At 69.7% G+C, this 25,398-nt stretch carries 28 protein-coding genes; 16 read left to right on the top strand and 12 right to left on the bottom strand.

Going from position 1 to position 25,398, the window contains the following annotated elements:
- Positions 1 to 191: 191 nt before the first annotated feature.
- From bpln_RS23970 to bpln_RS23960, 3 genes are all read right to left on the bottom strand, one after another.
- Positions 192 to 1,136: a transglutaminase family protein gene (locus tag bpln_RS23970; RefSeq protein WP_055140203.1), complete on the bottom strand. Its 945-nt coding sequence runs from the start codon at positions 1,134 to 1,136 to the stop codon at positions 192 to 194.
- 10 nt (positions 1,137 to 1,146) lie between these two features.
- Positions 1,147 to 2,088: an alpha-E domain-containing protein gene (locus tag bpln_RS23965; protein WP_042627735.1), complete on the bottom strand. Its 942-nt coding sequence runs from the start codon at positions 2,086 to 2,088 to the stop codon at positions 1,147 to 1,149.
- A 71-nt stretch (positions 2,089 to 2,159) separates the two neighbouring features.
- On the bottom strand, positions 2,160 to 3,575 hold the full coding sequence (locus bpln_RS23960) for a circularly permuted type 2 ATP-grasp protein (RefSeq protein ID WP_042627734.1): 1,416 nt from the start codon (positions 3,573 to 3,575) through the stop codon (positions 2,160 to 2,162).
- A gap of 41 nt (positions 3,576 to 3,616) precedes the next feature.
- Between bpln_RS23960 and bpln_RS36050 the strand changes: the two genes are divergently transcribed.
- From bpln_RS36050 to bpln_RS23950, 3 genes are all read left to right on the top strand, one after another.
- The gene (locus bpln_RS36050; RefSeq protein ID WP_208459444.1) at positions 3,617 to 4,042 is read left to right on the top strand and encodes a hypothetical protein; all 426 of its coding nucleotides are present in this window, start codon (positions 3,617 to 3,619) and stop codon (positions 4,040 to 4,042) included.
- A 74-nt stretch (positions 4,043 to 4,116) separates the two neighbouring features.
- Positions 4,117 to 4,740, top strand: coding sequence for a nitroreductase family protein (locus bpln_RS23955; protein ID WP_055140202.1), 624 nt, complete (start codon positions 4,117 to 4,119; stop codon positions 4,738 to 4,740).
- A gap of 121 nt (positions 4,741 to 4,861) precedes the next feature.
- Positions 4,862 to 5,350 (top strand): hypothetical protein, encoded by a 489-nt coding sequence (locus bpln_RS23950; RefSeq protein ID WP_055140201.1) that lies wholly within the window; start codon positions 4,862 to 4,864, stop codon positions 5,348 to 5,350.
- 139 nt (positions 5,351 to 5,489) lie between these two features.
- Here bpln_RS23950 and bpln_RS23945 read toward each other — a convergent pair whose 3' ends face one another.
- Together bpln_RS23945 and bpln_RS36045 are read right to left on the bottom strand one after the other, a co-directional pair.
- Positions 5,490 to 6,209: a YecA/YgfB family protein gene (locus bpln_RS23945; protein ID WP_042627731.1), complete on the bottom strand. Its 720-nt coding sequence runs from the start codon at positions 6,207 to 6,209 to the stop codon at positions 5,490 to 5,492.
- Positions 6,196 to 6,516: a DUF817 family protein gene (locus bpln_RS36045; protein WP_244131913.1), complete on the bottom strand. Its 321-nt coding sequence runs from the start codon at positions 6,514 to 6,516 to the stop codon at positions 6,196 to 6,198. The genes bpln_RS23945 and bpln_RS36045 overlap by 14 nt, the downstream gene beginning before the upstream one ends.
- On the opposite strand from bpln_RS36045, the gene bpln_RS37075 reads away from it, so the two are divergent.
- The 3 genes from bpln_RS37075 (at position 6,448) to ahpF (ending at position 9,315) form a co-directional block, all read left to right on the top strand.
- Complete coding sequence (locus tag bpln_RS37075) at positions 6,448 to 6,759, top strand: hypothetical protein (protein WP_162492388.1); 312 nt, start codon at positions 6,448 to 6,450, stop codon at positions 6,757 to 6,759. The genes bpln_RS36045 and bpln_RS37075 overlap by 69 nt on opposite strands.
- Before the next feature lie 280 nt (positions 6,760 to 7,039).
- Positions 7,040 to 7,603, top strand: a complete 564-nt coding sequence (gene ahpC / locus bpln_RS23940) for an alkyl hydroperoxide reductase subunit C (RefSeq protein WP_042627730.1) — start codon at positions 7,040 to 7,042, stop codon at positions 7,601 to 7,603.
- A 119-nt stretch (positions 7,604 to 7,722) separates the two neighbouring features.
- Positions 7,723 to 9,315, top strand: coding sequence for an alkyl hydroperoxide reductase subunit F (gene ahpF / locus bpln_RS23935; RefSeq protein WP_042627729.1), 1,593 nt, complete (start codon positions 7,723 to 7,725; stop codon positions 9,313 to 9,315).
- A 237-nt stretch (positions 9,316 to 9,552) separates the two neighbouring features.
- On the opposite strand, the gene bpln_RS23930 is transcribed toward ahpF, so the two are convergent.
- On the bottom strand, positions 9,553 to 10,536 hold the full coding sequence (locus bpln_RS23930) for an aldo/keto reductase (RefSeq protein WP_055140200.1): 984 nt from the start codon (positions 10,534 to 10,536) through the stop codon (positions 9,553 to 9,555).
- Positions 10,537 to 10,704: 168 nt separating this feature from the next.
- Here bpln_RS23930 and bpln_RS23925 point away from each other — a divergent pair, with 168 nt between their 5' ends.
- Positions 10,705 to 11,610, top strand: a complete 906-nt coding sequence (locus tag bpln_RS23925; RefSeq protein ID WP_042627727.1) for a LysR family transcriptional regulator — start codon at positions 10,705 to 10,707, stop codon at positions 11,608 to 11,610.
- Positions 11,611 to 11,644: 34 nt separating this feature from the next.
- Here bpln_RS23925 and bpln_RS23920 read toward each other — a convergent pair whose 3' ends face one another.
- Positions 11,645 to 12,016 carry an MAPEG family protein gene (locus bpln_RS23920; protein WP_042627726.1) on the bottom strand — a complete coding sequence of 124 codons (372 nt, stop codon included), beginning with the start codon at positions 12,014 to 12,016 and terminating at the stop codon, positions 11,645 to 11,647.
- 256 nt (positions 12,017 to 12,272) lie between these two features.
- On the opposite strand from bpln_RS23920, the gene bpln_RS23915 reads away from it, so the two are divergent.
- From bpln_RS23915 to bpln_RS23890, 6 genes are all read left to right on the top strand, one after another.
- The gene (locus bpln_RS23915; RefSeq protein ID WP_055140199.1) at positions 12,273 to 13,232 is read left to right on the top strand and encodes an AraC family transcriptional regulator; all 960 of its coding nucleotides are present in this window, start codon (positions 12,273 to 12,275) and stop codon (positions 13,230 to 13,232) included.
- 138 nt (positions 13,233 to 13,370) lie between these two features.
- Positions 13,371 to 13,937 (top strand): carboxymuconolactone decarboxylase family protein, encoded by a 567-nt coding sequence (locus bpln_RS23910; protein ID WP_042629371.1) that lies wholly within the window; start codon positions 13,371 to 13,373, stop codon positions 13,935 to 13,937.
- A gap of 14 nt (positions 13,938 to 13,951) precedes the next feature.
- Positions 13,952 to 15,067 carry an acyl-CoA dehydrogenase family protein gene (locus tag bpln_RS23905; protein WP_055141197.1) on the top strand — a complete coding sequence of 372 codons (1,116 nt, stop codon included), beginning with the start codon at positions 13,952 to 13,954 and terminating at the stop codon, positions 15,065 to 15,067.
- Positions 15,064 to 15,843 carry an ABC transporter ATP-binding protein gene (locus bpln_RS23900; RefSeq protein WP_055140198.1) on the top strand — a complete coding sequence of 260 codons (780 nt, stop codon included), beginning with the start codon at positions 15,064 to 15,066 and terminating at the stop codon, positions 15,841 to 15,843. The genes bpln_RS23905 and bpln_RS23900 overlap by 4 nt, the downstream gene beginning before the upstream one ends.
- A gap of 43 nt (positions 15,844 to 15,886) precedes the next feature.
- Positions 15,887 to 17,077, top strand: a complete 1,191-nt coding sequence (locus bpln_RS23895) for an ABC transporter substrate-binding protein (protein ID WP_055140197.1) — start codon at positions 15,887 to 15,889, stop codon at positions 17,075 to 17,077.
- Complete coding sequence (locus bpln_RS23890; protein WP_080937383.1) at positions 17,070 to 17,930, top strand: ABC transporter permease; 861 nt, start codon at positions 17,070 to 17,072, stop codon at positions 17,928 to 17,930. The genes bpln_RS23895 and bpln_RS23890 overlap by 8 nt, the downstream gene beginning before the upstream one ends.
- Before the next feature lie 111 nt (positions 17,931 to 18,041).
- On the opposite strand, the gene bpln_RS23885 is transcribed toward bpln_RS23890, so the two are convergent.
- The 3 genes from bpln_RS23885 to bpln_RS23875 form a co-directional block, all read right to left on the bottom strand.
- Entirely contained in the window at positions 18,042 to 19,112 is a 1,071-nt protein-coding gene (locus tag bpln_RS23885) for an L-idonate 5-dehydrogenase (RefSeq protein WP_042627722.1), read from the bottom strand.
- A gap of 71 nt (positions 19,113 to 19,183) precedes the next feature.
- Positions 19,184 to 19,957: an SDR family NAD(P)-dependent oxidoreductase gene (locus bpln_RS23880; protein ID WP_055140196.1), complete on the bottom strand. Its 774-nt coding sequence runs from the start codon at positions 19,955 to 19,957 to the stop codon at positions 19,184 to 19,186.
- 165 nt (positions 19,958 to 20,122) lie between these two features.
- Positions 20,123 to 21,139, bottom strand: a complete 1,017-nt coding sequence (locus bpln_RS23875) for a 1-aminocyclopropane-1-carboxylate deaminase (protein ID WP_055140195.1) — start codon at positions 21,137 to 21,139, stop codon at positions 20,123 to 20,125.
- Positions 21,140 to 21,332: 193 nt separating this feature from the next.
- Between bpln_RS23875 and bpln_RS23870 the strand changes: the two genes are divergently transcribed.
- Both bpln_RS23870 and bpln_RS37935 read left to right on the top strand, forming a co-directional pair.
- The gene (locus bpln_RS23870) at positions 21,333 to 21,842 is read left to right on the top strand and encodes an Lrp/AsnC family transcriptional regulator (RefSeq protein ID WP_042627719.1); all 510 of its coding nucleotides are present in this window, start codon (positions 21,333 to 21,335) and stop codon (positions 21,840 to 21,842) included.
- A gap of 212 nt (positions 21,843 to 22,054) precedes the next feature.
- Entirely contained in the window at positions 22,055 to 22,186 is a 132-nt protein-coding gene (locus bpln_RS37935; protein ID WP_226993776.1) for an HHHH-motif protein, read from the top strand.
- A gap of 159 nt (positions 22,187 to 22,345) precedes the next feature.
- On the opposite strand, the gene bpln_RS23865 is transcribed toward bpln_RS37935, so the two are convergent.
- Positions 22,346 to 23,245 (bottom strand): DMT family transporter, encoded by a 900-nt coding sequence (locus bpln_RS23865; protein WP_244131866.1) that lies wholly within the window; start codon positions 23,243 to 23,245, stop codon positions 22,346 to 22,348.
- A gap of 113 nt (positions 23,246 to 23,358) precedes the next feature.
- Here bpln_RS23865 and bpln_RS23860 point away from each other — a divergent pair, with 113 nt between their 5' ends.
- A complete protein-coding gene (locus tag bpln_RS23860) occupies positions 23,359 to 24,210 on the top strand; it encodes a LysR substrate-binding domain-containing protein (RefSeq protein ID WP_055140193.1) in 852 nt (283 codons plus the stop codon).
- A 63-nt stretch (positions 24,211 to 24,273) separates the two neighbouring features.
- Here bpln_RS23860 and bpln_RS23855 read toward each other — a convergent pair whose 3' ends face one another.
- Positions 24,274 to 25,125, bottom strand: coding sequence for an oxidoreductase (locus bpln_RS23855; protein WP_042627716.1), 852 nt, complete (start codon positions 25,123 to 25,125; stop codon positions 24,274 to 24,276).
- Between the last annotated feature and the right edge of the window lie 273 nt (positions 25,126 to 25,398).

The following is a 25,398-nucleotide window of genomic DNA, read 5'->3' as shown; positions in this document are numbered from 1 at the left end:
GTTCGGTTCGGCGTCAGGCGGTTCGGTCGATGCGGTTCCAGGCAACAGGGTTCGTGCGACGAGGTCCGGGCGACGGCGCGTAGCCGGCGTCCGGGCTTCCGGCGTCCGGGCATCCGGTGGCACGCGCGGCGCCCGCATGCATCCCGCTCACGCGGACGCGGCGCGCGGTGGCCCCGCCCACCGCGCCGGGCTCAGACGAGTTCGGGCGACTGGATCACGCTGATCTCGACGGCCACCGGCGCCGCGCCGATTCCCGTCACGGGCCGCGCGTCGGTGTGGTCGAGCCCGGCGGCCACGCGCACGTAGCGCTCGTCGGGGCAGCGGTTCATGAACGGATCGAAGCCCACCCAGCCGAGCCCCTCGACATAGGCCTCGGCCCACGCATGGCCCGACGGCGGATAGGTCGTGACGCTGGTCTGCTGCTGGCGCGCCACCGCCTCGGGCGCGTCCGCGGCGGCATGGCGGATGCCGTCGGCGTCGAGCTGCATGCGCTGCGACTGCTGCGCGCCGCCCGACTGCTGCATGGTCTCGGCGATCCGCTGCAGCGGGCCGTCCGTCAGCAGATAGCCGGCCACGTAGCGCGCCGGGATCTTCAGCGCGCGCGCCACCGCGATGAACGCATGCGCGTGGTCGCGGCTGGTGCCCTCGCCGGCCTCGAGCGCGCGCTCGGCATCGGTGTCGGCATCGGCCAGCTCGGGCACGTAGCGGATCCGCGCGTGGACTTCCGACATCAGCCAGTGCAGCGCGTCGAGGCTGCGAAGCTCGAGCGGCAGCGCGGCGGCGATCTCGCGCACGCGCTCGCCGGCCTGCGTGAAGCCGGTGGTGCGCTCGAAGATCCACGGCACGGCGTAGTCGTCGGCGCCGCCGACGATGCCGGCGCGGTCCTGCGTCTCGACCACGCCGGCCGCGATCACCACCACCTCGGGCCGCTCGCCGCGATCGTGGCGCACCAGGTCGATGCGGTTGCCGAGGCCGTCCGCGTAGCCGACGGTCGGCTCGACGCCGTCGATCGTCACCTGCCAGGCGCGCACGGTCTGGCCGGGACCGCTCGGCGGCCGCAGGCGCAGGCGCTGCAGCGCGTGGGTGGCGTGGTCGTCGAATCGAAAGCGTGAAATATGGCGGATCGCAAGTCGCATGGCAGCTCTCTCAGTCGAAGTTGTAGGCTTGGGCGATTTCGATGCCGAGGCTGTTGTTCCGGCCGATGAAGTCGGTCAGGAATTCGTGCAGCCCGCTCTTGAAGATCCGTTCGACCGAATTGTCGGACAGCATCTGCAGGATTTTCGCGGCGGTATCGTGACATTCGTGGGTCACGCCGTAATCTCTCCCGAGCCGGTTCAGGCTCGACATCACGCGGCCCGCGCAATAGCGCAGCGAGCGCGGCATCCGGCCGTTCAGGATCAGGTAGTCGGCGATGTTGATCGGCTTGTATTGCACGTCGTAGACCCAGCGGTACGAGCGGTGCGCCGCCACCGAGCGCAGGATCGACTCCCACTGGTAATTGTCGATCATGGTGCCGACGTGCGAGACCGACGGCAACAGCAGGTGGTACTTCACGTCGAGGATCCGCGCGGTGTTGTCGGCCCGTTCGATGAACGCGCCGATCTCGGCGAAATCGAAGATCTCGTTGCGCAGCATGGTGCTGTAGAAGCTGCCGAGCATCAGCGCGGTCTCGCGCTTGATGTGGTCGAGGATCGCCGGCAGCTGGCTCGACGTGAACGGCCGCGCGAGCAGGCGCTTGACCGACTGCCACGCGTCGTTGACGGTCTCCCACAGCTCGCGCGTGAGCGCGATGCGCACCATGCGCGCGTTCATCCGCGCGTATTCGATGCACGACAGCACGCTCGACGGATTGTCGCGATCGCGCAGCAGGTAGTCGGCGACGTTGTCGACCGTGTATTCGTCGTATTTCTGCCGGAAGCCGTCGTCGGCGCCCGAGCTGACCAGCACCGACGACCATTCCGCCGGCGCGTCGGCGGTGCGCGTCAGCGCCATGCGCAGGCCCGCGTCGACGATCCGCGCGGTGTTCTCCGCGCGCTCGATGTAGCGGTACATCCAGTAGAGACCGCTTGCAGTGCGTCCAAGAAGCATTTCCCGTTGACTCCGATCGTTGTTTCTCTCGCGCGCGGCGCCCGCCAAGGCCGCCGCGCGAGCCGGGCGGCTCAGTCGGCCAGCACCCAGGTGTCCTTGGTGCCGCCGCCCTGGCTCGAATTGACGACGAGCGAGCCCTCCTTGAGCGCCACGCGCGTGAGCCCGCCCGGCGTGATGCGGATCCGGTCCGAGACCAGCACGAACGGGCGCAGGTCGACGTGACGCGGCGCGAGCCCCTTCTCGGTCAGGATCGGCGTGGTGGACAGCGCGAGCGTGGGTTGCGCGATGTAGTTGGCGGGCCGCGCGCGCAGCTTGGCCGAGAAGGTTTCGCGCTCCTCGCGCGTCGAGGCCGGGCCGACCAGCATGCCGTAGCCGCCCGAGCCGTGGACCTCCTTCACCACCAGTTCCTCCAGATGCTCGAGCACGTACTTGAGGCTGTCGGCCTCGCCGCAGCGCCAGGTCGGCACGTTCTCGAGCAGCGCCTTGCGGCCGGTGTAGAACTCGACGATCTCGGGCATGTAGGAATAGATCGCCTTGTCGTCGGCGATGCCGGTGCCGGGCGCGTTGGCGATCGTGATGTTGCCGGCGCGGTAGACGTCCATGATGCCGGCCACGCCGAGCACCGAATCGGGGCGGAACGTGAGCGGATCGAGGAACGCGTCGTCGAGCCGGCGGTACAGCACGTCGATCGGCCGGAAGCCCTCGGTGGTGCGCATCGCCACGCGCCCGTCGATCACCTGCAGGTCGCTGCCCTCCACCAGATGCACGCCCATCTGGTCGGCCAGGAACGCGTGCTCGTAGTAGGCGGAGTTGTGGATGCCGGGCGTGAGCACGGCCACCGTCGGATTGTCGGCGTTGCCGCCGGGCGGGCAGACCGCCGCCAGCGACTGGCGCAGCAGCTGCGGATAGGTTTCGACCGGCCGCACCTTGACGCGCTGGAACAGCTCGGGAAACAGCTGCATCATGGTTTCGCGGTTTTCCAGCATGTACGACACCCCCGACGGCGTGCGCGCGTTGTCCTCCAGCACGTAGAACTGGTTCTCGGCGGTGCGCACGATGTCGACGCCGATGATGTGCGTGTAGACGTTGCCGGGCGGCCGGAAGCCGATCATCTCGGGCAGGAATGCCTCGTTGTGCGCGATCAGGTGCTTCGGCACGATGCCGGCGCGGACGATTTCCTGGCGGTGGTAGATGTCGTCGAGAAACGCGTTGAGCGCCATCACGCGCTGTTCGATGCCCTGGGACAGCCGGGTCCATTCCTGCCCGGAAATGATGCGCGGCACGATGTCGAACGGGATCAGCCGCTCGGCGGCCTCCGCATCCCCGTAGACGGCGAACGTGATGCCGGTGCGCCGGAACACGCCTTCGGCGTCATGGGCCTTCTGCGCCAGGCTCGCAGGGTCCTGCGTGTCGAGCCATTGCTTGAGGCGCTCGTAAGGTGCGCGTACCGAGTCGCCGGATTGCAGCATTTCATCGAATGGCTTCATTCAGGATCTCTCCATCTCTCTTCTTTTGTTCGGCATCCACGATGCCGGACCGGCGTGATGCAGTATCCAGCAAGGTCCGTGCCTTGCGCCAGCCTGAGACTTTCACCGATATGGCACCGTTTGACGACATCATGCACCGCATCGGTGCGGGCCGCCTCGCCGCGCGCGCCGGCATGCGCCGCGACGAGGCAGGCGGCCGGCAGCGCTTGGCGGGCCGGCGGAACGATGGTGCCCTGATGACAATCCCGGCGGCCGGCGCGAGCACGCCGGCCTCGCATCGATCATGCGCCAGTTGGCGCCGCTTGCCCACGGTGCGCGATGGCCTTGCGCGCGGCGCGAGGCGGAACGGCAAGCAGGATGGGGAGCATGGGAATCCGCACCCCGATCTGGCCGGACGGCCGGATCCAGGCGACGGACGCGGCGCCGCCGCCACGCCGGACGAATCGCTTTCTCGAATAAATGAATGAGAATCATTTGCATTTGAGGAGAAACTGGCCGATCATTCGTCCATCGCCCAAACCGACCAACCGCACCGATTCCCATGACGACCGCCACGCTCTCCCGCCTCGGCGCCCCCGACGCCGCCACCGATCCCGCCGCGGCCCTCGCCGGCCTGCTCTCCCGCCAATCCTGCTGGCCGCTCGCCGAACCCGGCCCGAACGACCGCGAACTCGACGCGATCTTCGCGGCCGCGATGCGAGCCCCCGATCACGGCAACCTGAAGCCGTGGCGCTTCGTGCTGATTCGCGGCGAGGCGCGCCGCGCGCTCGGCGACGTGCTGGTGGGCCTGGCCGACGCGCGCGAACCCGACGCGCCGACGGGATCGAACGCGCACCGCGCCGGCAAGGCGCTGGCCGCCCCCGTGCTGATCGCGATCGGCGCGGCCATCGTCCCGCATCGCAAGGTACCCGAGACCGAGCAACTACTGGCGGCCGGCGCCGCCGCGATGAACTTGCTGAACGCCGTCCACCTGCTCGGCTACGGCGGCTTCTGGTCGACCGGCGTCGATTCGCGAGAGCCGGCGCTGCACGACGCGCTCGGATTCGCCCCAAACGAGCGGCTGCTCGGTTTCCTCTACGTCGGCACGCCGGCCGCCGACATGCCGGCCACGCCGCGCCCGGCCGCCGGCGCCTACGTGCGCGAATGGCGCTCCGGCCAGCGCTGAACGACCGCCCGTCGACCGTCAGGCCGCCGCCGCGCCGTCGCGCGGGCGCGGCCCGCGTCTTCCCGCGGAGCGGCGCGCGCCGGCGCCGCGCCAACCGAAATACCCAATACCTGGAGGTGCCATGAGTGACACGCGACTCGCCACACGCCGCGCTTCGCTGATCGACGACCCGCTCGCGGGCGATCCCGATACCGCCGAACGCGTCATCCTCACCGCCGTGCGGACCTGGCTGCATCCCGACTGCGCCAGCAACGCGAACCCGCGGCTGCCGCCCACGTGGCGCGACGTGCTGGTCGAGGCCGGCGTCCATCCCGACGGCCTCGCCCACTTTGACATGATGATGTGCGTACTCGCCAGTTCGGCGGCGCGCCCGCTCGACATGCGCTGCCGCTGCGCGCGCGAACTCGCCTACGACGAAGCCTCGCTGCTGCAGGCCATCGCGCATCTGCAATCGACGCGCGGGGAGGCGGCGATGCGCGTGCTGAACGACTGGCTGCCCGCGTTCTCGGTCAGCGGCGTGCTGAAGCTCACGCGCTGGTTCTCGATCTCGCTGCTCGACGCCGGACTCGAGATCCGCGCGCGCGAACGCAGCGTGACCTACATCCATTGAGTTGAGCCGCGAGCAAGGCCGGCATGGCGCCGCCCTGGCCCGTCACGACTTGTCTCGGCCTGTCAGGGCCGATCCTGACGGCGCATCGCGCGCCCGCTCACCGCCCGATCGCGGTCGACTCGCGGCGGATGGCGCCGCGTCAGTCCTGCGCGTCGTCCGTGCCGTGGCACTTCTTGAACTTCTTGCCGCTGCCGCACGGGCAGGGATCGTTGCGGCCGACCTTCGGCGCGTCGCGCTGGATCGTCTGCGCGAGCAGCCGTTCCTGTGTCGAGCCGCGATGCGGCAGCCAGAATTCGTAGATTCGCGCGACCGCGGGCGGTACCTGCTCCGACAGCGTCTCGCGCTCGGCCGGCTGGCTGACGAGCTCGCGCTCCTCGTCGTCGAGATCGTCGCTGCCGAGCAGGCGCAGCGGCCGCAGCCATTGCTCGGCATCGGGATGGTCGAGCAACGGCTGCCAGTCGTCCCAGCACAGCCCCATACCCTGGAAGAAACCGTTCGCCCACGCCTCCGCGTCGATGTACTCGCGCGGATCGTCCCCGTCGTCCACCTCGTTGACGCTGAATAGCGGCGCGATCGACGCCGGATCGGCCTCGAAGGTCTGCAGGATCGCGTTGTAGTGGCGCATCATCAGGCCGAACACATGCTCGGCCTGTTCGTAGGATTCGAAATCGGGCGCGTCGTCCTCGGTCGGCCCCCAGACGTCGGCGAGCCATTCGGTCGGCTGAATGGTGGTCGGGCCGATCGCGATCGCGGTCAGGTAACCGTCGAGCATCTCGATCGTCATGGTGTTCTCCGACATGATGTCGGACATCAGGAACCGGTCGAGTTCGTCGAGTGTTTTGTCGTCAGTGTGGGTCATCGCGCTTGGGGGACGCTCCGCGCGCGCGAACCGGTCGCGGCGGCGCGGAGGAAATGGAAAACCGGCATTCTACCGCCGCTCGCGCGCGCCGCCGTGCGCCTCGGCGCCGTGCCACGCGCGCGGCCGGTTCACGGGCGTCACGATCACGTCGCTCACGAGCGTCAGCCTGAACCACGAGCCGGGCTTGGCCCGTCGACACCATGATCCAGCCGTCGCGCTGCCCGGGATGGCGCCACGCGTGGCTGAAGGTGCCGACGTTCCCGGCAAGCCAGATGGACAGCGCGATCAGCACGAAGCCGGGCAGCATCGGCATGCGATGGTAGCGCGTGCCGACGCGGTAACGCACATGGCAGCGCCGGAACGCGAGCGGCCGCTTGAACCTGCACTGAAATTGCGCGCCGGCATAGCGGCATCGACCGGATCGAAATGCGCTTCGTCACGGCTACGTCAAATCGATCCGCCAATGATTCGTCAGGCGCCATTTCGTTTTCCACCGGGGCTGGACGGCCACGCACGAATCGGCGAAAATCGGGATATTCGCGTCATTTAGACGCGTTGTCGCATTTCGCGCCGAGCGCCTCGGCGCAGTCCGCCCCGCGACCTCCGGCGAGGCGTCCGAAGCTTACGCGGCAAGGCTTTCCGGCCTGCCCACCGTCGCTCCGCTTGCGCCGGCGCCCGGTCTTCCGACCCGGCCCGAGCTTCACGCTATCCAAAATCCGGGACAGATAGGAAATCTCGATCCCCCTGATTGAAACAAGCAATTTCACATTCCCTCCCCCAATCGTCATACTGGCTGCTCCTGATCACCCATTGACCAAAGGAAGACCCAAATGCCGATCATCAACAGCCAGATCAAACCGTTCAAGGCAACCGCATATCACAACGGCGAATTCGTTCCCGTCAGCGAAGAGTCGCTGAAGGGCAAGTGGTCGGTCGTCGTGTTCTATCCGGCCGACTTCACGTTCGTGTGCCCGACGGAGCTGGGCGACCTGGCCGATCGCTACGAAGAATTCCAGAAGCTGGGCGTGGAAATCTACGGCGTGTCGACCGACACGCACTTCACGCACAAGGCATGGCACGACACGTCGGACACGATCGCGAAGATCAAGTATCCGCTGGTCGGCGATCCGACGGCCACGCTGGCACGCGCATTCGACGTGCTGATCGAGGAAGAAGGCCTGGCGCTGCGCGGCACGTTCGTGATCAACCCGGAAGGCGAGATCAAGATCGCTGAAATCCACGACAACGGCATCGGCCGCGACGCAGGCGAACTGCTGCGCAAGGTGCAGGCTGCTCAATACGTCGCATCGCACCCGGGTGAAGTCTGCCCCGCGAAGTGGACGCCGGGCGCCGAAACGCTGACGCCGTCGCTCGACCTGGTCGGCAAGATCTAAGCTTCGTTCGCATCAGACGGTACCGGGGCGCCGCGAGGCGCTCCACCGTGCGGCCCCCGCGCCGCACGCCCCCTCGCCCTCCGGCGAGGTGCCAAAAACATTACGGAATCCGAATCATCATGCTCGACGCCAATCTCAAGAACCAGTTGAAGTCGTACCTCGACAAGATCACCCGCCCGATCGAACTCGTCGCCTCGCTCGATGACGGCGCCAAGTCGAAGGAGCTGATCGAGCTGCTGAACGAGATCGGCTCGCTGTCGCCGCGCGTCACCGTCGTGGAACGCCGCGACGACGCCGAACGCAAGCCGTCGTTCTCGATCGGCGAGCCCGGCAAGCCCACCGGCATCCGCTTCGCGGGTATCCCGATGGGGCATGAATTCACCTCGCTCGTGCTCGCGCTGCTGCAGGTGGGCGGCCATCCGCTCAAGCTCGACGACGCGACGATCGAACAGATCCGCAACCTCGAAGGCGATTTTTCCTTCGAGACGTATTTCTCGCTGACCTGCCAGAACTGCCCGGAAGTCGTGCAGGCGCTGAACGTGATGGCGCTCTTGAACCCGCGCATCCGCCACGTGGCGATCGACGGCGCGCTGTTCCAGAACGAAGTGGACGAACGGCAGATCATGGCCGTGCCGACCATGTTCGTGAACGGCGAGCATTTCGGCCAGGGCCGCAGCAGCGTCAAGGAAATCCTCGCGAAGCTCGACACCGGCGCCAGCGCCCGGGCCGCGAAGGAACTGGACAAGAAGGACGTGTTCGACGTGCTGATCGTCGGCGGCGGCCCGGCCGGCGCGGCGGCCGCGATCTACGCGGCGCGCAAGGGCATCCGCACCGGCGTGGTGGCCGAGCGTTTCGGCGGCCAGGTGCTCGACACGATGGCGATCGAGAACTTCGTCTCCGTGCAGGAAACCGAAGGGCCGAAGTTCGCGGTCGCGCTCGAACAGCACGTCAAGCAGTATGAAGTCGACATCATGGACGTGCAGCGCGCCACCGCGCTGGTGCCGGGGGCGATCAACGAGATCCGCCTCGAAAGCGGCGCGACGCTGAAGGCGAAGTCGGTGATCCTCTCGACGGGTGCCCGCTGGCGCGAACTGAACGTGCCGGGCGAACGCGAATACCGCAACAAGGGCGTGGCCTACTGCCCGCACTGCGACGGCCCGCTGTTCAAGGGCAAGCACGTGGCCGTGGTGGGCGGCGGCAACTCGGGCGTGGAAGCCGCGATCGACCTGGCCGGCATCGTCCGTGAAGTGACGCTGATCGAGTTCGGCGACGCGCTGCGCGCCGACGAAGTGCTGCAACGCAAGCTGCGCAGCCTCAAGAACGTGACCATCATCACCAGCGCGCAGACCAAGGAGCTGCTCGGCGACGGCCAGAAGGTGAACGGCCTCGTCTACCTGGAGCGCACGACCGGCGAAACGAAGCGCATCGAACTGGAAGGCGTGTTCGTGCAGATCGGCCTGGTGCCGAACACGGAATGGCTGAAGGGCACGATCGAGCTGTCGAAGCACGGCGAGATCGTGGTCGATGCGCGCGGCGCCACCTCGCTGCCGGGCGTGTTCGCCGCCGGCGACGTGACCACGGTGCCGTACAAGCAGATCGTGATCGCGGTCGGCGAAGGCGCGAAGGCCTCGCTGTCGGCCTTCGATTACCTGATCCGCCAGGACGTCGAGGCGCCCGTCGCCGCGAAGGTCGGCGAAGCCGTCGCCGCCTGACGCACGGCCCCGGCAGGCAAGCATTGCAGTCGTAACGTTCTACCCTTGACCCTCGCCCGCCATGCCCCCCATGGCAGCGAGGGTGCTTTTTCTCCAACCCGCATCAGGCGGGCTCGGGCGTTGATGGCCGCGTGAATCGCACGGCCGCTCGGGCGCCGGACACGACAAGGCCCCGTCGACGACGAACGGGGCCTTGCCGTTTTCATGCTCGGGGCGCCGCGCCCCCTGCCCGGCCGTTCAGCGATCGATGCGCTGCTGGAACTGCGCCGGATAGCGCTCGCCCACCACCTCGATCTCGCGCAGCATGGCGCCGATCCGTTCGAGATCGGCGGCGTCGAGCGTCACCCCGGCCGCGCCGACGTTCTCGTCGAGCCGGTGAGATTTCGTCGTGCCCGGAATCGGCACGATCGACGGACGCTGCGCGAGCAGCCAGGCGAGCGCGATCTGCGCGCGCGTGGCGCCCTTCCGGTCGGCGATCGCGCCGAGCGCCGCGACGAGCCCGGCGTTCGCGGCGCGGTTCGCCTCGGAGAAACGCGGCACGACGTGGCGGAAATCGCTGGCGTCGAAACGCGTGGTGGCATCGATCGCGCCGGTCAGGAAGCCCTTGCCGAGCGGCGAGAACGGCACGAGGCCGATGCCGAGTTCGTCGAGCACGGGCAGCACCGCCTGCTCGGGCTCGCGCCACCACAGCGAGTATTCGCTCTGCAGCGCCGCCACCGGCAGCACCGCGTGCGCGCGCCGGATGGTCTGCGCGCCCGCTTCGGACAGGCCGAAGTGCGCGACCTTGCCTTCGCGCACCAGATCCTTCACGGTGCCGGCCACGTCCTCGATCGGCACGGCGGGATCGACGCGATGCTGGTAGAACAGATCGATGCGCTCGACGCCGAGCCGCGCGAGCGACGCCTCGCAGACGGCGCGGATCGTGTCGGGCCGGCTGTCGAGGCCCTGCCGCGGGTCGCCGTCGATGAAGCCGAACTTGGTGGCGATCACCACCTGCTCGCGAAACGGTGCGAGCGCCTCGCCGACCAGCCGCTCGTTCTCGCCCTGCGCATAGGCCTCGGCGGTGTCGAAGAAGGTGACGCCGCGCTCGAAGGCGGCGCGGATCAGCGCGATGCCGTGGGCCCTGTCGACGGCCGGGCCGTAGCCGAAGCTCAGGCCCATGCAGCCGAACCCGATCGCCGAAACCTCGAGCCTGCCATTACCCAGTGTGCGTGTCCGCATGCTTGATCCTCCTGTTCCAGTGCCGGCCGGCGCGGCGCGAAAAGCCCGGCCGGCCGCCGTCGCGACGGCCCGATGCCGTCGCCTTGCAAGACAGGAGGCAGTCTAGGATGCTACGCTAGGCGCAACAATACGAATGATTTTGCATGCGTTACTGAGGAATTTTCATCTATGTTGCGAGCCGGGCTCTCCGAACTGACGGCGTTCGTCGCGATCGCCGACCAGCGCAGCTTTCGAGCGGCGGCGCGCTCGCTGGCCGTCTCGCCGTCGGCGCTGAGCCACGCGATGCGCAGCCTGGAAGCACGGCTCGGCGTGCGCCTGTTCAACCGCACGACGCGCTCGGTCGCGCTGACCGAGGCCGGCGAGCACCTGCTGCGCCGCGTCGGCCCGGCGCTGAGCGACCTCGAGAACGCCGTCGACGAAGTCTCCACCGCGCAGAACCGGCCCACCGGCTCGGTCCGGATCAATGCGTCGGAAACCTCCACGCGCCTCCTGATCCGCCACGTGCTGCCCGATTTCCTGCTGCGCTACCCGGAGATCCACGTCGAGTTCGTCACCGACACTCGGCTCATCGACATCGTCGCCGAAGGCTTCGATGCCGGCATCCGCGTGCTCGACGACGTCCCGCGCGACATGATCGCGGTGCGCTTCGGGCCGGACATGCGCTTCATCGCCGTGGCCTCGCCTGCCTACCTGGCGCGCCATCCGGTGCCGGAGCGGCCCGCCGACCTGATGCAGCACCGCTGCATCCGCTACCGTTTCGAGAGCGGCGCGATGTTCCGCTGGGATTTCCAGCTCGACGGCAAGACCAGCAGCCTCGACGTACACGGGCCGATGACGCTCGGCAACCTGAACTCGATGATCGAGGCCGCGCTGGCCGGCATCGGCGTGGCCTGGGTGCCCGAAAGCCAGATCGCGGAGCATCTGGCGAGCGGGCGGCTGATCGCGCTGCTCGACGCCTGGAGCGTGCCGATGCCGGGGCTCGCGCTCTACTACCCGGCCAACCGCCATCCACCCGCGCCGCTGCGCCTGTTCACGCAGGCGGTGCGGGACTGGGTGGCGGGCGAGCCGCCTTGAGCGCGGGGCCACGGCGCGCGGCGGCCTTCGGCACTCAAGGCGCGACGAAGAACAGCCAGACGATGCAGACCATGCCCGCGAACCAGACCAGCGAGCGCAGCGCCGCCCAGTTCGCGACATAGACGATCCCGTGCAGCACGCGGATCGCGACGAACGCCGTGGCCAGCTGATCGACGCGCGCCGCGTTCGCGCCGTCGTGCCACGCCACCACCAGCGCCGCCGTGAACAGCGCGAGCGCCTCCCAGGCGTTCTGGTGCGCGGCCGCCGCGCGGCGGCGCCAGCCTTCGAGCTTCGCGAGGTAGTCGCGCGGCGCGCGGTTGTCGTAGCTCGCGCGCCCCTTCGCGCAGACGGTCCAGACGAACGGCAGCAGCGCGACGATGGCCAGGCAGAGTTGCGAGCGGATCATCTCCGGGTCTCCATTATTGACATTGAACGATGACAAGATGGTCCGCAGCTTAGCATCGGCATGCCCGCGCGCCGTGCCGCAAAACTAGACGGCTTCCTCTGCCGCGGCGCACGATCGGCGCGCCCCCGGGAGCGCGCTTATCACCGCATCGCATATGCATCCTGCCAATGCTTCTTTGGCGCCGCGTGCGGCGGGGCTTAAGCTGCGTCTCTTTTCTCATTGTGTTTTCGGCCCCGGCCGCACCCTCGTCGCCCCCATGTTGACCACCGCTGAACGCGCCGCCGACTGGCTGCTCTCCGGCCTCGAATTGCGCAGCACCCTGTTCCATGCCGGCCGGTATTGCGGGACCTATCTCGCGTCCACGGCCGGCCACCAGCGCGCGAGCTTCCACCTCGTGCTGCAGGGCGAATGCTGGCTGCACCTGCGCGCGACCGACACGCGCCCGGCGCGCAGCCACCGGCTCGTGGCCGGCGACGCGGTGTTCCTGCTGCACGACATCGCGCATTGCCTGTCGCCCGACGCGGCCGCGCCCGACGAGCGCCAGTTCGGCGCGCGCGCCGGCACCATGACCTCGCTCGAAGCCGACGCGTCGGCCGGCAGCGTGGGCCTGGCCTGCGGCTTCTTCGAATTCCGCTCCGACCTCGGCGATGCCATCCACGGCCTGCTGCCCGACCACATCCTCGCCAGCCACGACGATCCGCGCCTGGCCGGCGCGCGCGTGGTGTTCGACCTGATCCGCGAGGAGGCGCGCCGCACGCCCGACGCGCCCTCGCCGCTGGTCGACCGCCTGACCGACGTGCTGTTCTTCTATGCGCTGCGCACCGTGGCGAGCGCCGACGATTTCGCGCCCGGGCTCTGGTCGGTGATGCGCCGCGCCGAGTTCGCGCCGCTCGTGAACGCGATCGTGGCCGAGCCGGGCCAGGCCTGGACCACCACCTCGATGGCCGATTTCTGCCACATGTCGCGCGCGCGTTTCTGCAAGCAGTTCGCCGACGCCTGCGGCCAGCCGCCCGCGCAATTCCTCGCGCTGCTGCGCATGAAGGTGGCCGCCGAGATGCTGCGCCACGGCGCCTCGACCTGGAACGCGGCCGAGCACGTCGGCTACCGCTCCGAGTCGGCGTTCGCGCAAGCCTTCAAGCGCGTGACGGGCCTGCAGCCCGGCGCCTGCCGGCGTGAACGGCGCCACGACGCGGCGGTCTACGCGCCAGTCCACTGACGGCCGCGCGCCGCCCGGCTTCACGCGCGCAGCACGCGAGACGAATCCGCAGGAAACACGGACGGCGCCGCATTGCCGGCCCGCGCCGCCGCCGGCAACAATGCGGCTTCGAACCTGCCCCTTCCCGCCGAGGACATCATGGCCCGTCTGCCGTTGCACACCGTCGAAAGCGCTCCCGAAGCGAGCCGCCCGTTCCTGGAAAAAGCGCTCGCCGCGAACGGCTATCTGCCGAACCTGGTCGCCTCGCTGGCCAACGCGCCCACCGCGCTCGAAGCGTACCTGACGGTGGGCGGCATCAACGGCCGCTCGGGCCTGACGCTGGCCGAACGCGAGGTGGTGCAGATCACGGCCGCCGCGATCCACGGCTGCGGCTTCTGCGTGGCCGGTCATACGGCCGTCGCGCTGAAGAAGGCACAATTGCCGGCCGAGGTGGTCGAGGCGATCCGCGAGCAGGCGACGATTCCCGACGCGCGGCTCGACGCCGTGGCCGTGCTCACGCGCGCCGTGATCGCGACGCGCGGCGCGGTGCCGGACGCGGCGCGCGCGGCGTTCCTCGCGGCCGGCTTCAGCGACGCGAACGCGCTGGAAGTGATCCTCGGCGTGAGCCTTGCCACGCTCTGCAACTTCGCGAACAACTTCGCCGGCAACGACCTGAATCCGCAACTCGCCGACTACCGCTGGGAACCGAAGGCCCGCACCGCATGAACCCGACGATTCCGATGCCCGACACCACGCCGGAAACCGGCGCGCCGGCCCCGAACCGGTCCGCCCGCGCCGAGCTCGGCGCGTGGCTCGACGCACATGCCGAATCGCTCGACACCGAACCGGCGCTGGCCGCCGAGCTGCTGCCGCGGCTCGCACGCGGCGGCGTGTTCGGCCTCGGCGTCCCGGTGGCCGACGGCGGCGCGGGCGGCAGCATCGCCGACGCGATCGAGGCGGTGGCCGAAGTCGCCACGCACTCGCTCGCGGCCGCGTTCGTGCTGTGGGGCCATCGCACCTTCATCGAATACGTGCTGCGCGCCGACCAGGACGCGCTGCGCGAGCGCTGGCTGCCGCCGCTGCTGCGTGGCGAGATCGCCGGCGCCACCGGCCTGTCGAACGCGATGAAGTACCTGTCGAACATCGAATCGCTGCAGATGCGCGCGACGCGCCATGCCGACGGCCATGCGCTCGCGGGCAGCCTGCCGTGGATCACCAACCTGCGCCCCGAGGGCTTCCTCGCGGCCGCCGCGTTCGAGCACGACGACGGCGCCGCGCCGTCGATCTTCGCGCTGCCTCACGCGGCGCCCGGCGTCGCGCGCAGCGACGACCTCGACCTGATCGCGCTGCGCGCCACCAACACGGCCGCGCTGCGCGTGGACGGCACCGTGCTCGACGCCTCGTGGCGGATCGCGGCCGACGCGCCGGCGTTCCTCGCGCGCGTGCGTCCGGCGTTCCTCGGGCTGCAATGCGGGATGTCGGTGGGCCTCGCCGGGCGCGCGCTGGCGGCGGCCGCCGACGCCGGCCACGCGACGCGGGACGTGATCGCCGACGAGATCGAGACGACCCGCGCGGCGCTGGCCGCGCAGCGCGAGCGGCTGCTCGCGGGCGTGCTGGACGGCAGCTTCCTCGCGCGGCCGGCCGAGCTGTTCGAGCTGCGCATCGCGCTGGTGGCCAGCGTCGAGGCGGCCGTCGCGCTCGAAGTGCAGGCCGTGGGTGGACGCGGCTACCTGCGCGGCCAGGGCGGCACCGCGCGCCGCGTGCGCGAGGCCGCGTTCGTGCCGATCGTCACGCCGAGCCTGGTGCAGCTGAAGACCCAGCTGGCCCGCCACCGCCAGCCGGCCGCGACGGCATGAGCGGCGGCGCGCGACTCGAGGTCGAGGGGCTCGCGCTCCGCTATCCGAACCGCGAGGTGCTGCGCGAGGTCGCGCTGCAGGTCGCGCCCGGCGAGATCCTCGCGCTGCTCGGGCCGAGCGGCTGCGGCAAGTCCTCGCTGCTGCGCGCCCTGGCGGGACTCGTGCCGCCCGGCGCCGGCACCGTGCGCGTCGACGGCACGCCGTTGAACGGCCCGCGCGCCGACATCGCGCTCGCGTTCCAGCATCCCGCGCTGCTGCCGTGGCTCAGCGTCGAGCGCAACGTCGCGTTCGGCCTCGACTTCGCGCGCCAGCCGGCGCTGTCGCGGGCCACGCGCCGCGCGCGCACCACGGCCGCGCTGCGCGCGGTCGGCCTCGAACATGCGCGCCACTGGCGCCCCGCGCAGCTGTCGGGCGGCATGGCGCAGCGCGCCGCGCTGGCCCGCAGCCTCGCGCGCGAACCGCGCGCGCTGCTGCTCGACGAACCGTTCGGCGCGCTCGACGAAGTCACGCGCGCCGGCATGCAGCAACTGCTGGTCGAGATCGTGCGCCGCACCGGCGCGACCGCCGTGCTCGTCACCCACGACATCGACGAGGCGCTGCGCGTGGCCGATCGCGTCGTGCTGCTCGGCAACGGCGGCCGGCTCGCGGGCGAATGGCGCGTGGCCGTCCCCGCGCCGCGCGACAGCCAGCTCGACGCGCTCGGCGCGCTGCGCATCCCGATCCTGCAGGCGCTGCACGACGCGATGCAGCCGGCCGCGGCTCGTGGCGATGCCTGACGCCCCCGAAGAATCCAGACGAACCCACCGTGGAACCCTGACGATGTGCCAATTTCCGATGTCCCGCCGCGAATGGCTGAAGCTCGCGACGCTGTTCTCCGTGGCCGGCGCCGCGCCGCTGCTCGGTTCGCTGTCGGCGCGCGCCGCCGCCGAGCCCGATGCGCCGGTGCGGATCGGCTATCTGCCGATCGTCGACGCCGCGCCGCTGCTGGTCGCGCACAACAACGGCTACTTCGAGGCCGCCGGCCTGCACGCCGAGAAACCGACGCTGCTGCGCAGCTGGGCGCAGCTGGTCGAGGCGTTCCTGTCGGGCCAGGTCAACGTCGTCCACCTGCTCTCGCCGATGACGCTGTGGGCGCGCTACGGCAGCCACGCGCCGGCCAAGGTGGTGGCCTGGAACCACGTGAACGGCTCGGCGCTCACGGTCTCGCCCGAGGTCGGCTCGCTCGCCGACCTCGGCGGCAAGACCGTGGCCGTGCCGTTCTGGTACTCGATCCACAACGTGATCCTGCAGGACCTGCTGCGCGCGCAGGGCCTGCGCCCGGTGCTGAAGAAAGGCGCCGCGCCCGGCCCGAGGGAAGTCGCGCTGATCGTGATGTCGCCGTCCGACATGCCGCCCGCGCTGGCCTCGCGCCAGATCGCCGGCTTCATCGTGGCCGAGCCGTTCAACGCGGCCGCCGAGCAGCTGAACGTGGGCAAGGTGCTGCGCTTCACCGGCGACGTCTGGCGCAACCACGCCTGCTGCACGATCTTCATGCACGAGCAGGACCTGACGCGGCGCCCGGACTGGTCGCAGAAGGTGGTCGACGCGATCGTCAAGGCCCAGCTCTGGACCCGCGCGCATCCGCAGGACGCGGCCAGGCTGCTGTCGAAGGAAGGCCCGAACCATTACACGCCACATGCGTCGGCGCTGCTCGGACGCGTGCTCGCGCCGCCCGCGGGCGACGAGGGACGCTATCTGGGCGACCGCGCGATCCAGCACGCCGACTGGCACGAGAAGCGCATCGACTTCCAGCCCTATCCGTACCCGAGCTACACCGAGGAACTGGTGCGCCGGCTCAGGAACACGCAGACCGAGGGCGCGAGCGATTTCCTCGGCAAGCTCGATCCGGCGTTCGCGGCGCGCGATCTGGTGGACGACCGCTTCGTGAAGAAGAGCATCGAGGCGCTGGGCGGGATGGCCGCGTTCGGGCAGCCGGCCGGCTACACGCGGCAGGAGACGATTCTTGTCTAGCGTGCTCGAGGAACGCGACGCGCGCGCCGGCCTCGCCCCGCCCGACGGCGCCGCCGCGTCCGACCTCGCGCGCCGCCGTGCCGCGCGCCGCCGGCGCGCCGTGCTGCTTGGCGCGGCCGGGCTCGCGGCGACGCTGGCCGTCTGGTGGCTCGCCGTGGCGCTGCTGGCCGGCGGCAACGCGATGCTCGCGCAGTTCTCGCCGCCGCGCGCGTGGCAGGCGCTGCCGGCGCTGATCGGCGAGGATCAGCTGCTGCTGCACGTGGCCACCAGCCTGCGCCGCATCGCGGTGGGCCTCGGCGCGGCGCTCGTGATCGGCGTGCCGGCCGGCTTCGCGATCGGCCGCGTGCGCTGGCTCGAGCACGCGCTGTCGCCGACGCTGCAGTTCCTGCGCATGATCTCGCCGCTGTCGTGGATGCCGGTGGCGGTGATGTCGCTCGGCGTCGGCGATCGCGCCGTCTATTTCCTGCTCGCGTTCGCGGCGGTCTGGCCGCTGATCCTCAGCACCGCGGCCGGCGTCGCGCAGCTGGACCGGCGCTGGATCGAGCTGGGCCGCAGCCTGGCCGCGACGCGCGCCGAAATGCTCTGGCACATCTACGTGCCCGGCGTCGCCGCGCACGTGCTGACCGGCGTGCGGCTCGCGATCGGCATCCTCTGGATCGTGCTGGTGCCGGCCGAGATGATCGGCGTCAGTTCGGGCCTCGGCTACCTGATCCTCGACACGCGCGACCGGCTCGCCTATTCGGAGCTGACCGCCGTGATCCTCGTGATCGGCGTGCTCGGCTTCCTGCTCGACCTGGCCGCGCGCACGCTGGCCGCGCGGCTGAACGGCGGCGCCGGCGACGAGGGGCATTGAGGCGCGACGCGCCCCGCCTCGAAGCGCAGGACGCGAGACAAAAGGCCCGATCGTCGCGATCGGGCCTTTGTCGTTTCGGGCGGCGAGGAAACCACCGCCCCGTCCAGCGCATCAGGCCCCGGCGTCGGCCAGCGCGTCCTGGAAATCGATCAGCACCTTCATCGCGCGGCGCCGGTCGCCGGCGAGCGCGAACGCCTCGTTCGCCTCGCGCGCCGGGAACACGCGCGTGATGGCCGGCGCCAGATCCACGCGCCCCTCGTTGATCAACTGCACGGCCAGCGCGAACTCGGCGTGGAAGCGGAACGAACCGCAGATCGTGAGCTCCTTGGCCACCACCACGTTCTGCGGGATCGCCACGTCGCCGCCCAGGCCGAGCTGCACCACCACGCCGCGCGGGCGCAGCACCTCGAGCCCGTCGCGTAGCGCGCGCTCGTTGCCCGAGCACTCGATCATCACGTCGAAGCTGCCCTTGTCGGCCGCGAGCGGCGTCGTCCATTCGGGATCGGCCGCGACGTTGATGGTGCGATCCGCGCCGAGCGCCTTCGCCACCGCGAGCGGCTCGTCCACCACGTCGGTGGCCACCACCTCGCGCGCGCCGTGCGCGCGGGCCGCCGCCACCACCAGCGCGCCGATCGGCCCGCAGCCCGACACCAGCACGCGCCGGCCGATCAGCGCGCCGGCGCGCGACACGGCATGCAGGCCGACCGCGAACGGCTCGGCCAGCGCGGCGAGCGAGAACGGCACGTGATCGGCCAGCTTCACGCACTGCGCCGCGTCGCAGACCAGCGCGCCGCGAAACGCGCCCTGGATGTGCGGCATGCGCATCGCGCTGCCGTAGAAGCGCATGTCGAGGCACTGGTTCGGCAGCCCTTCGAGGCAGTATTTGCAGCGGCCGCAGGGCCGGCTCGGGTTGACGGCCACGCGGTCGCCCACCCGCACGCCGCTCACGCCCTCGCCGGTCTCGACCACCGTGCCCGCCACCTCGTGGCCCAGAATCATCGGCTGCTGCAGCCGGATCGCGCCGAACCCGCCGTGGCGGAAATAATGCAGGTCCGAGCCGCAGATGCCGCCCATCGCAACCTGCACGCGCACCTGGCCCGCGCCGGGCGCCTCGATGTCGGCCGCCTCGTAGCGCAGGTCGTTCGGCGCGTGAATGACGAGACACATGCAACGCAGTCTCATGGATGTTTCCTCCTGATCCTCAATGCTGGAACGCCGGGGTGGAACGCCCGGGATGCCGGAGCGCCCGGCGCTCAGACCACGCTCGTCAGGCCGCCGTCGACGAACAGCGTCTGACCGTTGATGAAATCGGCCGCCGGCGAGGCGAGGAACACCGCCGCGCCGCACAGCTCCTCGACACGGCCCCAGCGGCCGGCCGGCGTGCGCTTGCAGATCCAGTCGTTGAACGCGGGATCGGCCACCAGCGCCTGGTTCAGTTCGGTCTCGAAGTAGCCCGGCGCGAGGCCGTTGGCCTGGATGCCGTGGCGCGCCCAGTCCGCGCACATGCCCTTGGTCAGCATCCGCAGCGCGCCCTTCGAGGCCGCATACGGCGCGATCGAGGGCCGCGCGAGTTCGCTCTGCACCGAGCAGATGTTGATGATCTTGCCGTGACCGCGCCCGATCATGTGGCGCGCGAGCGCGCGCGAGACGATGAACGCGCCGTCGAGGTTGACGCGCATCAGCGCGTGCCAGTCGTCGTCCGCGAACTGGTCGAGCGGCGCGCGGCGCTGGATGCCGGCGTTGTTGACGAGGATCTCGATCGGGCCGACCTCGGCCTCGAAAGCGTCGATCGCGGCCGTGGCCTGCGCCGAATCGGTCACGTCGAACACCGCGTGCGAGGCGTCGAAGCCCTCGTCGCGAAAGCCGGCCGCCAGCGCGGCGGCCTTCCCGGGATTGCGATCGTTGATCACGATGCTCGCGCCGGCTTGCGCGAGCCCGCGCGCAAGTGCGAGGCCGATGCCGCGTCCCGACCCGGTCACGAGCGCACGGCGCCCGTCGAGCCGGAACAGGGTGGTCACGTCTGCCATGCCTGTCTCCGAATACCTGAGCCGCGCGCGCCGGAAATCGGCGCGCTGCGGCGGGCGCTCAGTAGACCGCAGGCGGCCGCGCCTTGCCAATGGTGATTGTTGATCTCGTGATCATGAAACGTGATCACCTGCCGGCCGCGAGCACGGCCCGGGCCGGCCGCGGCATCAGCCGTCGCGGAACAGGTAGCTGTAGGCGCTCAGCGCCGGCACGCCGCCCAGATGCGCGTAGAGCACCTTCGAGCCGGCCGGGAATTCGCCGAGCCGCACCTTCTCGATCATGCCGTGCATCGACTTGCCTTCGTACACCGGGTCGGTCAGCATGCCCTCGAACTTCGCGCTCAGGCGGATCGCCTCCAGCGTGCCGTCGCTCGGCAGGCCGTATTCGGGGCCGCCGAAGCGCTCGTCGAGCATCACGTCCGCCTCGCCGATGTCGCGGCCCAGCTCGACGCGATCGGCGGTGCCGCGCGCGATCCGCAGGATCTGCTCGCGCGTTTGCGCCGGCTTGGCCGAGGCGTCGATGCCGATCACGCGGTCGGCGCGCCCGTCCGCCGCGAAGCCCACCACCATGCCGGCCTGCGTGCTGCCCGTGACCGAACACACCACGATGTAGTCGAAGCGAATCCCCAGCTCCGCCTCCTGCGCGCGCACTTCCTCGGCGAAGCCGACGAAGCCGAGGCCGCCGAGCGGATGCTCCGAGCAGCCGGCCGGAATCGGATACGGCTTGCCGCCGGCCGCGCGCACCTCGGCCAGCGCATCCTCCCAGCTCCTGCGGATGCCGATGTCGAAGCCGTCCGGCACCAGCCGCACGTCGGCGCCCATGATGCGCGACATCTGGATGTTGCCGACCCGGTCGTAGACCGCGTCCGCATAGTTGACCCAGTTCTCCTGCACCAGCACGCACTTCATGCCGAGATGCGCCGCCACCGCCGCCACCTGGCGCGTCTGGTTCGACTGCACGCCGCCGATCGACACCAGCGTGTCCGCGCCCTGCGCGATCGCGTCGGGGATCAGGTATTCGAGCTTGCGGGTCTTGTTGCCGCCGAACGCGAGCCCGCTGTTGCAATCCTCGCGCTTCGCATACAGCTCGACCTTGCCGCCCAGATGGGCGCTGAGCCGCCGCAGCGGCTGGATCGGCGTCGGCCCGAAAGTCAGCGGATAACGCGGGAATTTCTGAAGATTCATGCCTCGCTCCTTGAACGGATGGATGGATACGTTCCGCTCGACGCCGGCGGTGCCGGCCCCCGCGCCTGTCGTCGAAACGATGCGAATATGTTAGAAACGACTGCACGAATCAGGGTTGCGAATCAATTGTCGATTTCCGATGTTTCGAAGGCTTGATTCATTTTTTGATTAATTTTGTTAGGAAATCAGATCCATGTGCGCAACAAAAAAAACGGCGTCCGTGGCAACCGCCGTGGCCGCCGGCGCGGCGCTCGACCGCGTGGATCGCGCGATCCTGCGCGCGCTGCAGCGCGACGCGTCGATCTCGAACGTGGCGCTGGCCGGGCGCGTGAACCTGAGCCCGCCGGCCTGCCTGCGGCGCGTGGAAAAGCTCAGGGAGGCCGGGCTGATTCGCGGCATCGTCGCGCTGCTCGAACCGAAGGCGCTGAACGCGGGCATGCTCGTGATGATCGGCGTGGTGCTCGACCGCTCGACGCCCGAGTCGTTCGCCGCGTTCGAGAAGGCCGCGCAGAAGGTGTCGGGCTGCATGGAGTGCCACGTGGTGACCGGCGAGTTCGACGCCTTCATGCTGGTGCGCACGCGCGACAGTGAAACCTTCAACCGGCTGCACGCGGAACAGCTGCTCTACCTGCCCGGGGTCCGGCAGATCCGCACGTTCGTGGTGTTGAAGGAGATCCTCTCCACCACGCGGTTTCCGGTGTGAGCGGCGTGACGCGTCATGCATGCGCCGCCACGTTGAAAGCAAAATGAATGCCGTTTTAAATGCACGGTTACAAACCGTTGCACCTGAAATGAAGCGCATTCGTATGATCGTGTCGTTCGACGACGAACCCGGACGCCAAGCCGCAGCGGATCGCATCCGAGGCGGCGATGTCGGCCCCGGTTACAACCACACCACTCCGCTCAGGACACTCCATGAAAGCTCTGCTCGCTTCGGCTCTGGCCGTGACGCTCGCCCTCCTCGTGACGAACGCGGAAGCCCGCCCGCACAAGATCTGCCATTTCGATCACCACCACCACCACCGCAGCTGCCACTGGGTCCACTAAGCGTCACGGTCCCGGCTGGACGGCGGCATGCGCCGCCGGTGGGTTCGATGACCGGCACTGGCCTCGAACCCGATGCATCGTTTCTGCTTCACTCCCCGTCTGCTTCGCCTTGTTGCGTCTTCGCACGGCGATCCGTCTCGCGCATCGCCCGCCACGCGTTCAATGCGCGCCGCCCCCGGCACCGCGCCCCGCCATCAGCAGTACCCCGAGCCCCGAGATCGCCGTGCCTGCCAGCATCGGCCACGACAGCGGCTCGCCGAACATCGCCCATGCCCAGATGAACGTGACGGGCGGGCTCAGGAACAGCACGCTCGTCACGCGTGCCGGCGACGAGCGCCGCAGGCAGGCCCAGTAGAGCCCGCAGCCGCCGAGCGTGGCGAGGATCACGGTCCACGCCACGCTGGCCGCGAAGCCGGCCGAGACGATCGGCAACAGACGGCCCTGCACCGCCTGCAGCCCCACGAACACCGGGCACGACACCGCGCACTGCAGCCACAGCGTGCCGAGCGGGCTCAACACGGCTTGCCGGCGCGAGGCGCGCTGCTGCCAGACCGTCGCCACCGCCAGCGAGGCCATGCCGGCCACCGGCAACGCGTAGGCCCAGACCGGCGCGACACCGAGCGCGACCGCGTCGCGACACACCACCAGCGTGCCGGCCAGCCCGAGCGCGAGCCCGGCCCAGACGCGGCGCGGATGCCGCTCGCGCAGCGCGAAGGTGGAAACGAGGACGGTGCCGAGCGGCAGCAGGTCCGCGATCAGCGCGGCGAGGCCGGCCGGCACGCCGAGCGCGATGCCCTTCGACACGCCGATCAGGTAGCCGGCCATCGCCAGCACGCCGATGCCCGCCTGGCGGAGCAGCACCGTCGCGGGCGCGCGTCCGATCTCGCGGACCACGAACGGCAGCAGGCAGACCGATACCGCGATCAGGCGCCACGACATCACGAGGAAGATCGGCGCCTGGCCGGCCGAGAACCGCATGCCGACGAAGCCGGAACTCCAGGTCACGACCATCAGCGCTTCCAGCACCGGAAGCGGCAGGCGGGAAAGATCGCGGAGCACGGCGGCTCCGCCCGGGTTCGGTGTCGATGCACTGGTCATGCCTGAAGGCTAGTGCCGCCGCATCGATTCGAAAATCAAAATATACTAATCAAGTCGTTTAGCGGAACGAAACCATGAGCACGATCCTCGACATCGAGATATTGCGGACTTTTCACGCCGTGGCGCGGCTCGGGCGGTTCCGGCTGGCCGCCGAATTCGTCAACAGGAGCCCGGCCGCCGTCAGCATCCACATCCAGCGGCTCGAGGCGATCGTCGGCGGCCGGCTGCTCGAGCGGGACAACCAGACGGTGACGCTGACCGCGCTCGGCAAGCGCCTGCTCGCCAGCAGCAGCGACGTGCTGGCCGCCCACGACCGCGTGGTGGACGAGATTCACGGCAAGACGCTGGCCGGCCGCGTGGTGCTGGGCATTCCCGACGAATATGCCGCGCACGTGATTCGCGACATCCTGCCGGGTTTTTCGGCCCAGTGGCCCAACCTGATCCTGGAAATGCGGACCGCGCCGAGCCTGAAGCTGCGCGACCAGATCGCGCGCGGCAAGCTCGATCTCGCGCTCGTGGTGCAGCCCGCGCACGACAGCCGGCCTGCTGACTTCCTGACCATGACGACGCCCGTATGGGTGGCCGGCGCGCGCTTCGTCCATGATGAGGCGGCGCCGCTGCCGCTGGCGCTCTACGGCGAGCCGTGCCCGTATCGGATGGCGATGATGGACGTGCTCGAATCGATCGGGCGGAAGTGGCGCGTGATCCTGGACAGCGCCTCGACGCAGGCGATCCGGGCCTGCGTCGAGGCCGGTCTGGCGGTGACATTGGTCGATCGCGCGCGGGTGGGTGCCGGGATGCGGGTGCTGGACACGCTGCCGGGCGTGGTGGACCACGAGGTGGTGCTGATGCGCGGCGCGCGCGGCAAGGCGAGCGAGGCGACGGAGGTGCTCGCCACGGCGCTGCGGCAGCAGTTCAGGCTTTGATTGCGAGCTGACGAGGGCGGCCGTGTCCGGATGCGTTCGTTCGGCCGCGCTATCTCGCGCCGATCAGTCGGGGAAATCGGCGCTGCGCGTCACGGCTTCCCACGCGGCGATCTCGGCGCGCAGCGCGTCCAGCTTCGCCTTGACGCGCTCGAGCCCGTTGCTGCCGAGGATCAGGTGAGCCGGCGGCGTGGGCGACTCCACCGCGGCGATGATCGCGAGCGCCGCGCGCGCCGGATCGCCCGGCTGCTTGCCGCTGTGGGCCGAGATGGCCGCGCGGCGCTGGCCGGCGATCGTGTCGTAGGCGTCGATCGGCGTCTTCGTCTGCTTCAGCGAACGTCCGGCCCAGTCGGTACGGAACGGCCCCGGCTCGACCGCGATGACCTTGATGCCGAGCTCGGCCGTCTCCGCGCCCAGCGCCTCGCTCAGGCCCTCCACCGCGAACTTGCTGGCGCCGTAATAGCCGCTGCCCGGGTTGCCGATCAGGCCGCCCACCGAAGTGATGTTGACGATGTGGCCGGCACGCTGCTTGCGCATCACCGGCAGCACCGCCTTGATCGTGTCGGCCAGTCCAAAGAAATTGACCTCGAACATGTCGCGCACGTCCTGGTCGTCGCCCTCTTCGATCGCGCTCAGGTAGCCGTAGCCGGCGTTGTTGACGAGCACGTCGAGGCGGCCGAACTGCTGCAGCGTGTGCTGCACCGCGTGATCGATCTGCTCGCGCCGCGTGACGTCGAGTTCGAGCACGAGCGCGCGCTCGCCGTAGCGCTCGCTGAATTCCGTGAGCGAGCCGGGCTGGCGGGCGGTCACGACGGCGCGCCAGCCCTTGTCGAGCACGGCGAGCGCCAGCTCGCGGCCGAAGCCGGTCGAACAGCCGGTGATGAACCAGACGGGGGTGGATGCGGGCGTGGATGACATGGGGAGTTCCTTTTAGGCGGGGGCCGAGCGAGGGAATGCGTCGCGCGGTGGGGGAACGGGCCGGGCAGTATCGCATGTCGGGATACGGCGTGCAGTGAGGGCGCACGGGCCGGTTTCGTCAGCCGCGCGGCGATGATGCGGATGGCTTTCGGCTGTCTGTCGGATGCATTTCGGAACGCCGGCATCCGTGGAAAAGCGCGGGATTTTCAGGTTCGCCGGCTTGGGCCGGCCGGGCGCATGTCATGACCGGTTGAGCCGACACGATCTTGCGCA

Source organism: Burkholderia plantarii, from assembly GCF_001411805.1.
Taxonomy (GTDB): Bacteria; Pseudomonadota; Gammaproteobacteria; order Burkholderiales; family Burkholderiaceae; genus Burkholderia; species Burkholderia plantarii.
This window is presented reverse-complemented; position numbering and strand designations above follow the sequence as displayed.

Coding starts and splice junctions, on each gene's coding strand:
- bpln_RS23855 (WP_042627716.1), bottom strand. CDS start 25,125: ATGTCATCCACGCCCGCATCCACCCCCGTCTGGTTCATCACCGGCTGT.
- bpln_RS23945 (WP_042627731.1), bottom strand. CDS start 6,209: ATGACCCACACTGACGACAAAACACTCGACGAACTCGACCGGTTCCTG.
- bpln_RS23955 (WP_055140202.1), top strand. CDS start 4,117: ATGACGACCGCCACGCTCTCCCGCCTCGGCGCCCCCGACGCCGCCACC.
- bpln_RS23895 (WP_055140197.1), top strand. CDS start 15,887: ATGTGCCAATTTCCGATGTCCCGCCGCGAATGGCTGAAGCTCGCGACG.
- bpln_RS23880 (WP_055140196.1), bottom strand. CDS start 19,957: ATGGCAGACGTGACCACCCTGTTCCGGCTCGACGGGCGCCGTGCGCTC.
- bpln_RS23960 (WP_042627734.1), bottom strand. CDS start 3,575: ATGAAGCCATTCGATGAAATGCTGCAATCCGGCGACTCGGTACGCGCA.
- ahpC (WP_042627730.1), top strand. CDS start 7,040: ATGCCGATCATCAACAGCCAGATCAAACCGTTCAAGGCAACCGCATAT.
- bpln_RS37935 (WP_226993776.1), top strand. CDS start 22,055: ATGAAAGCTCTGCTCGCTTCGGCTCTGGCCGTGACGCTCGCCCTCCTC.
- bpln_RS23950 (WP_055140201.1), top strand. CDS start 4,862: ATGAGTGACACGCGACTCGCCACACGCCGCGCTTCGCTGATCGACGAC.
- bpln_RS23920 (WP_042627726.1), bottom strand. CDS start 12,016: ATGATCCGCTCGCAACTCTGCCTGGCCATCGTCGCGCTGCTGCCGTTC.
- ahpF (WP_042627729.1), top strand. CDS start 7,723: ATGCTCGACGCCAATCTCAAGAACCAGTTGAAGTCGTACCTCGACAAG.
- bpln_RS23970 (WP_055140203.1), bottom strand. CDS start 1,136: ATGCGACTTGCGATCCGCCATATTTCACGCTTTCGATTCGACGACCAC.
- bpln_RS23885 (WP_042627722.1), bottom strand. CDS start 19,112: ATGAGACTGCGTTGCATGTGTCTCGTCATTCACGCGCCGAACGACCTG.
- bpln_RS23910 (WP_042629371.1), top strand. CDS start 13,371: ATGGCCCGTCTGCCGTTGCACACCGTCGAAAGCGCTCCCGAAGCGAGC.
- bpln_RS23870 (WP_042627719.1), top strand. CDS start 21,333: ATGTGCGCAACAAAAAAAACGGCGTCCGTGGCAACCGCCGTGGCCGCC.
- bpln_RS36045 (WP_244131913.1), bottom strand. CDS start 6,516: ATGCTGCCCGGCTTCGTGCTGATCGCGCTGTCCATCTGGCTTGCCGGG.
- bpln_RS23925 (WP_042627727.1), top strand. CDS start 10,705: ATGTTGCGAGCCGGGCTCTCCGAACTGACGGCGTTCGTCGCGATCGCC.
- bpln_RS23930 (WP_055140200.1), bottom strand. CDS start 10,536: ATGCGGACACGCACACTGGGTAATGGCAGGCTCGAGGTTTCGGCGATC.
- bpln_RS23915 (WP_055140199.1), top strand. CDS start 12,273: ATGTTGACCACCGCTGAACGCGCCGCCGACTGGCTGCTCTCCGGCCTC.
- bpln_RS23860 (WP_055140193.1), top strand. CDS start 23,359: ATGAGCACGATCCTCGACATCGAGATATTGCGGACTTTTCACGCCGTG.
- bpln_RS23900 (WP_055140198.1), top strand. CDS start 15,064: ATGAGCGGCGGCGCGCGACTCGAGGTCGAGGGGCTCGCGCTCCGCTAT.
- bpln_RS36050 (WP_208459444.1), top strand. CDS start 3,617: ATGCCGGACCGGCGTGATGCAGTATCCAGCAAGGTCCGTGCCTTGCGC.
- bpln_RS23965 (WP_042627735.1), bottom strand. CDS start 2,088: ATGCTTCTTGGACGCACTGCAAGCGGTCTCTACTGGATGTACCGCTAC.
- bpln_RS23875 (WP_055140195.1), bottom strand. CDS start 21,139: ATGAATCTTCAGAAATTCCCGCGTTATCCGCTGACTTTCGGGCCGACG.
- bpln_RS23905 (WP_055141197.1), top strand. CDS start 13,952: ATGCCCGACACCACGCCGGAAACCGGCGCGCCGGCCCCGAACCGGTCC.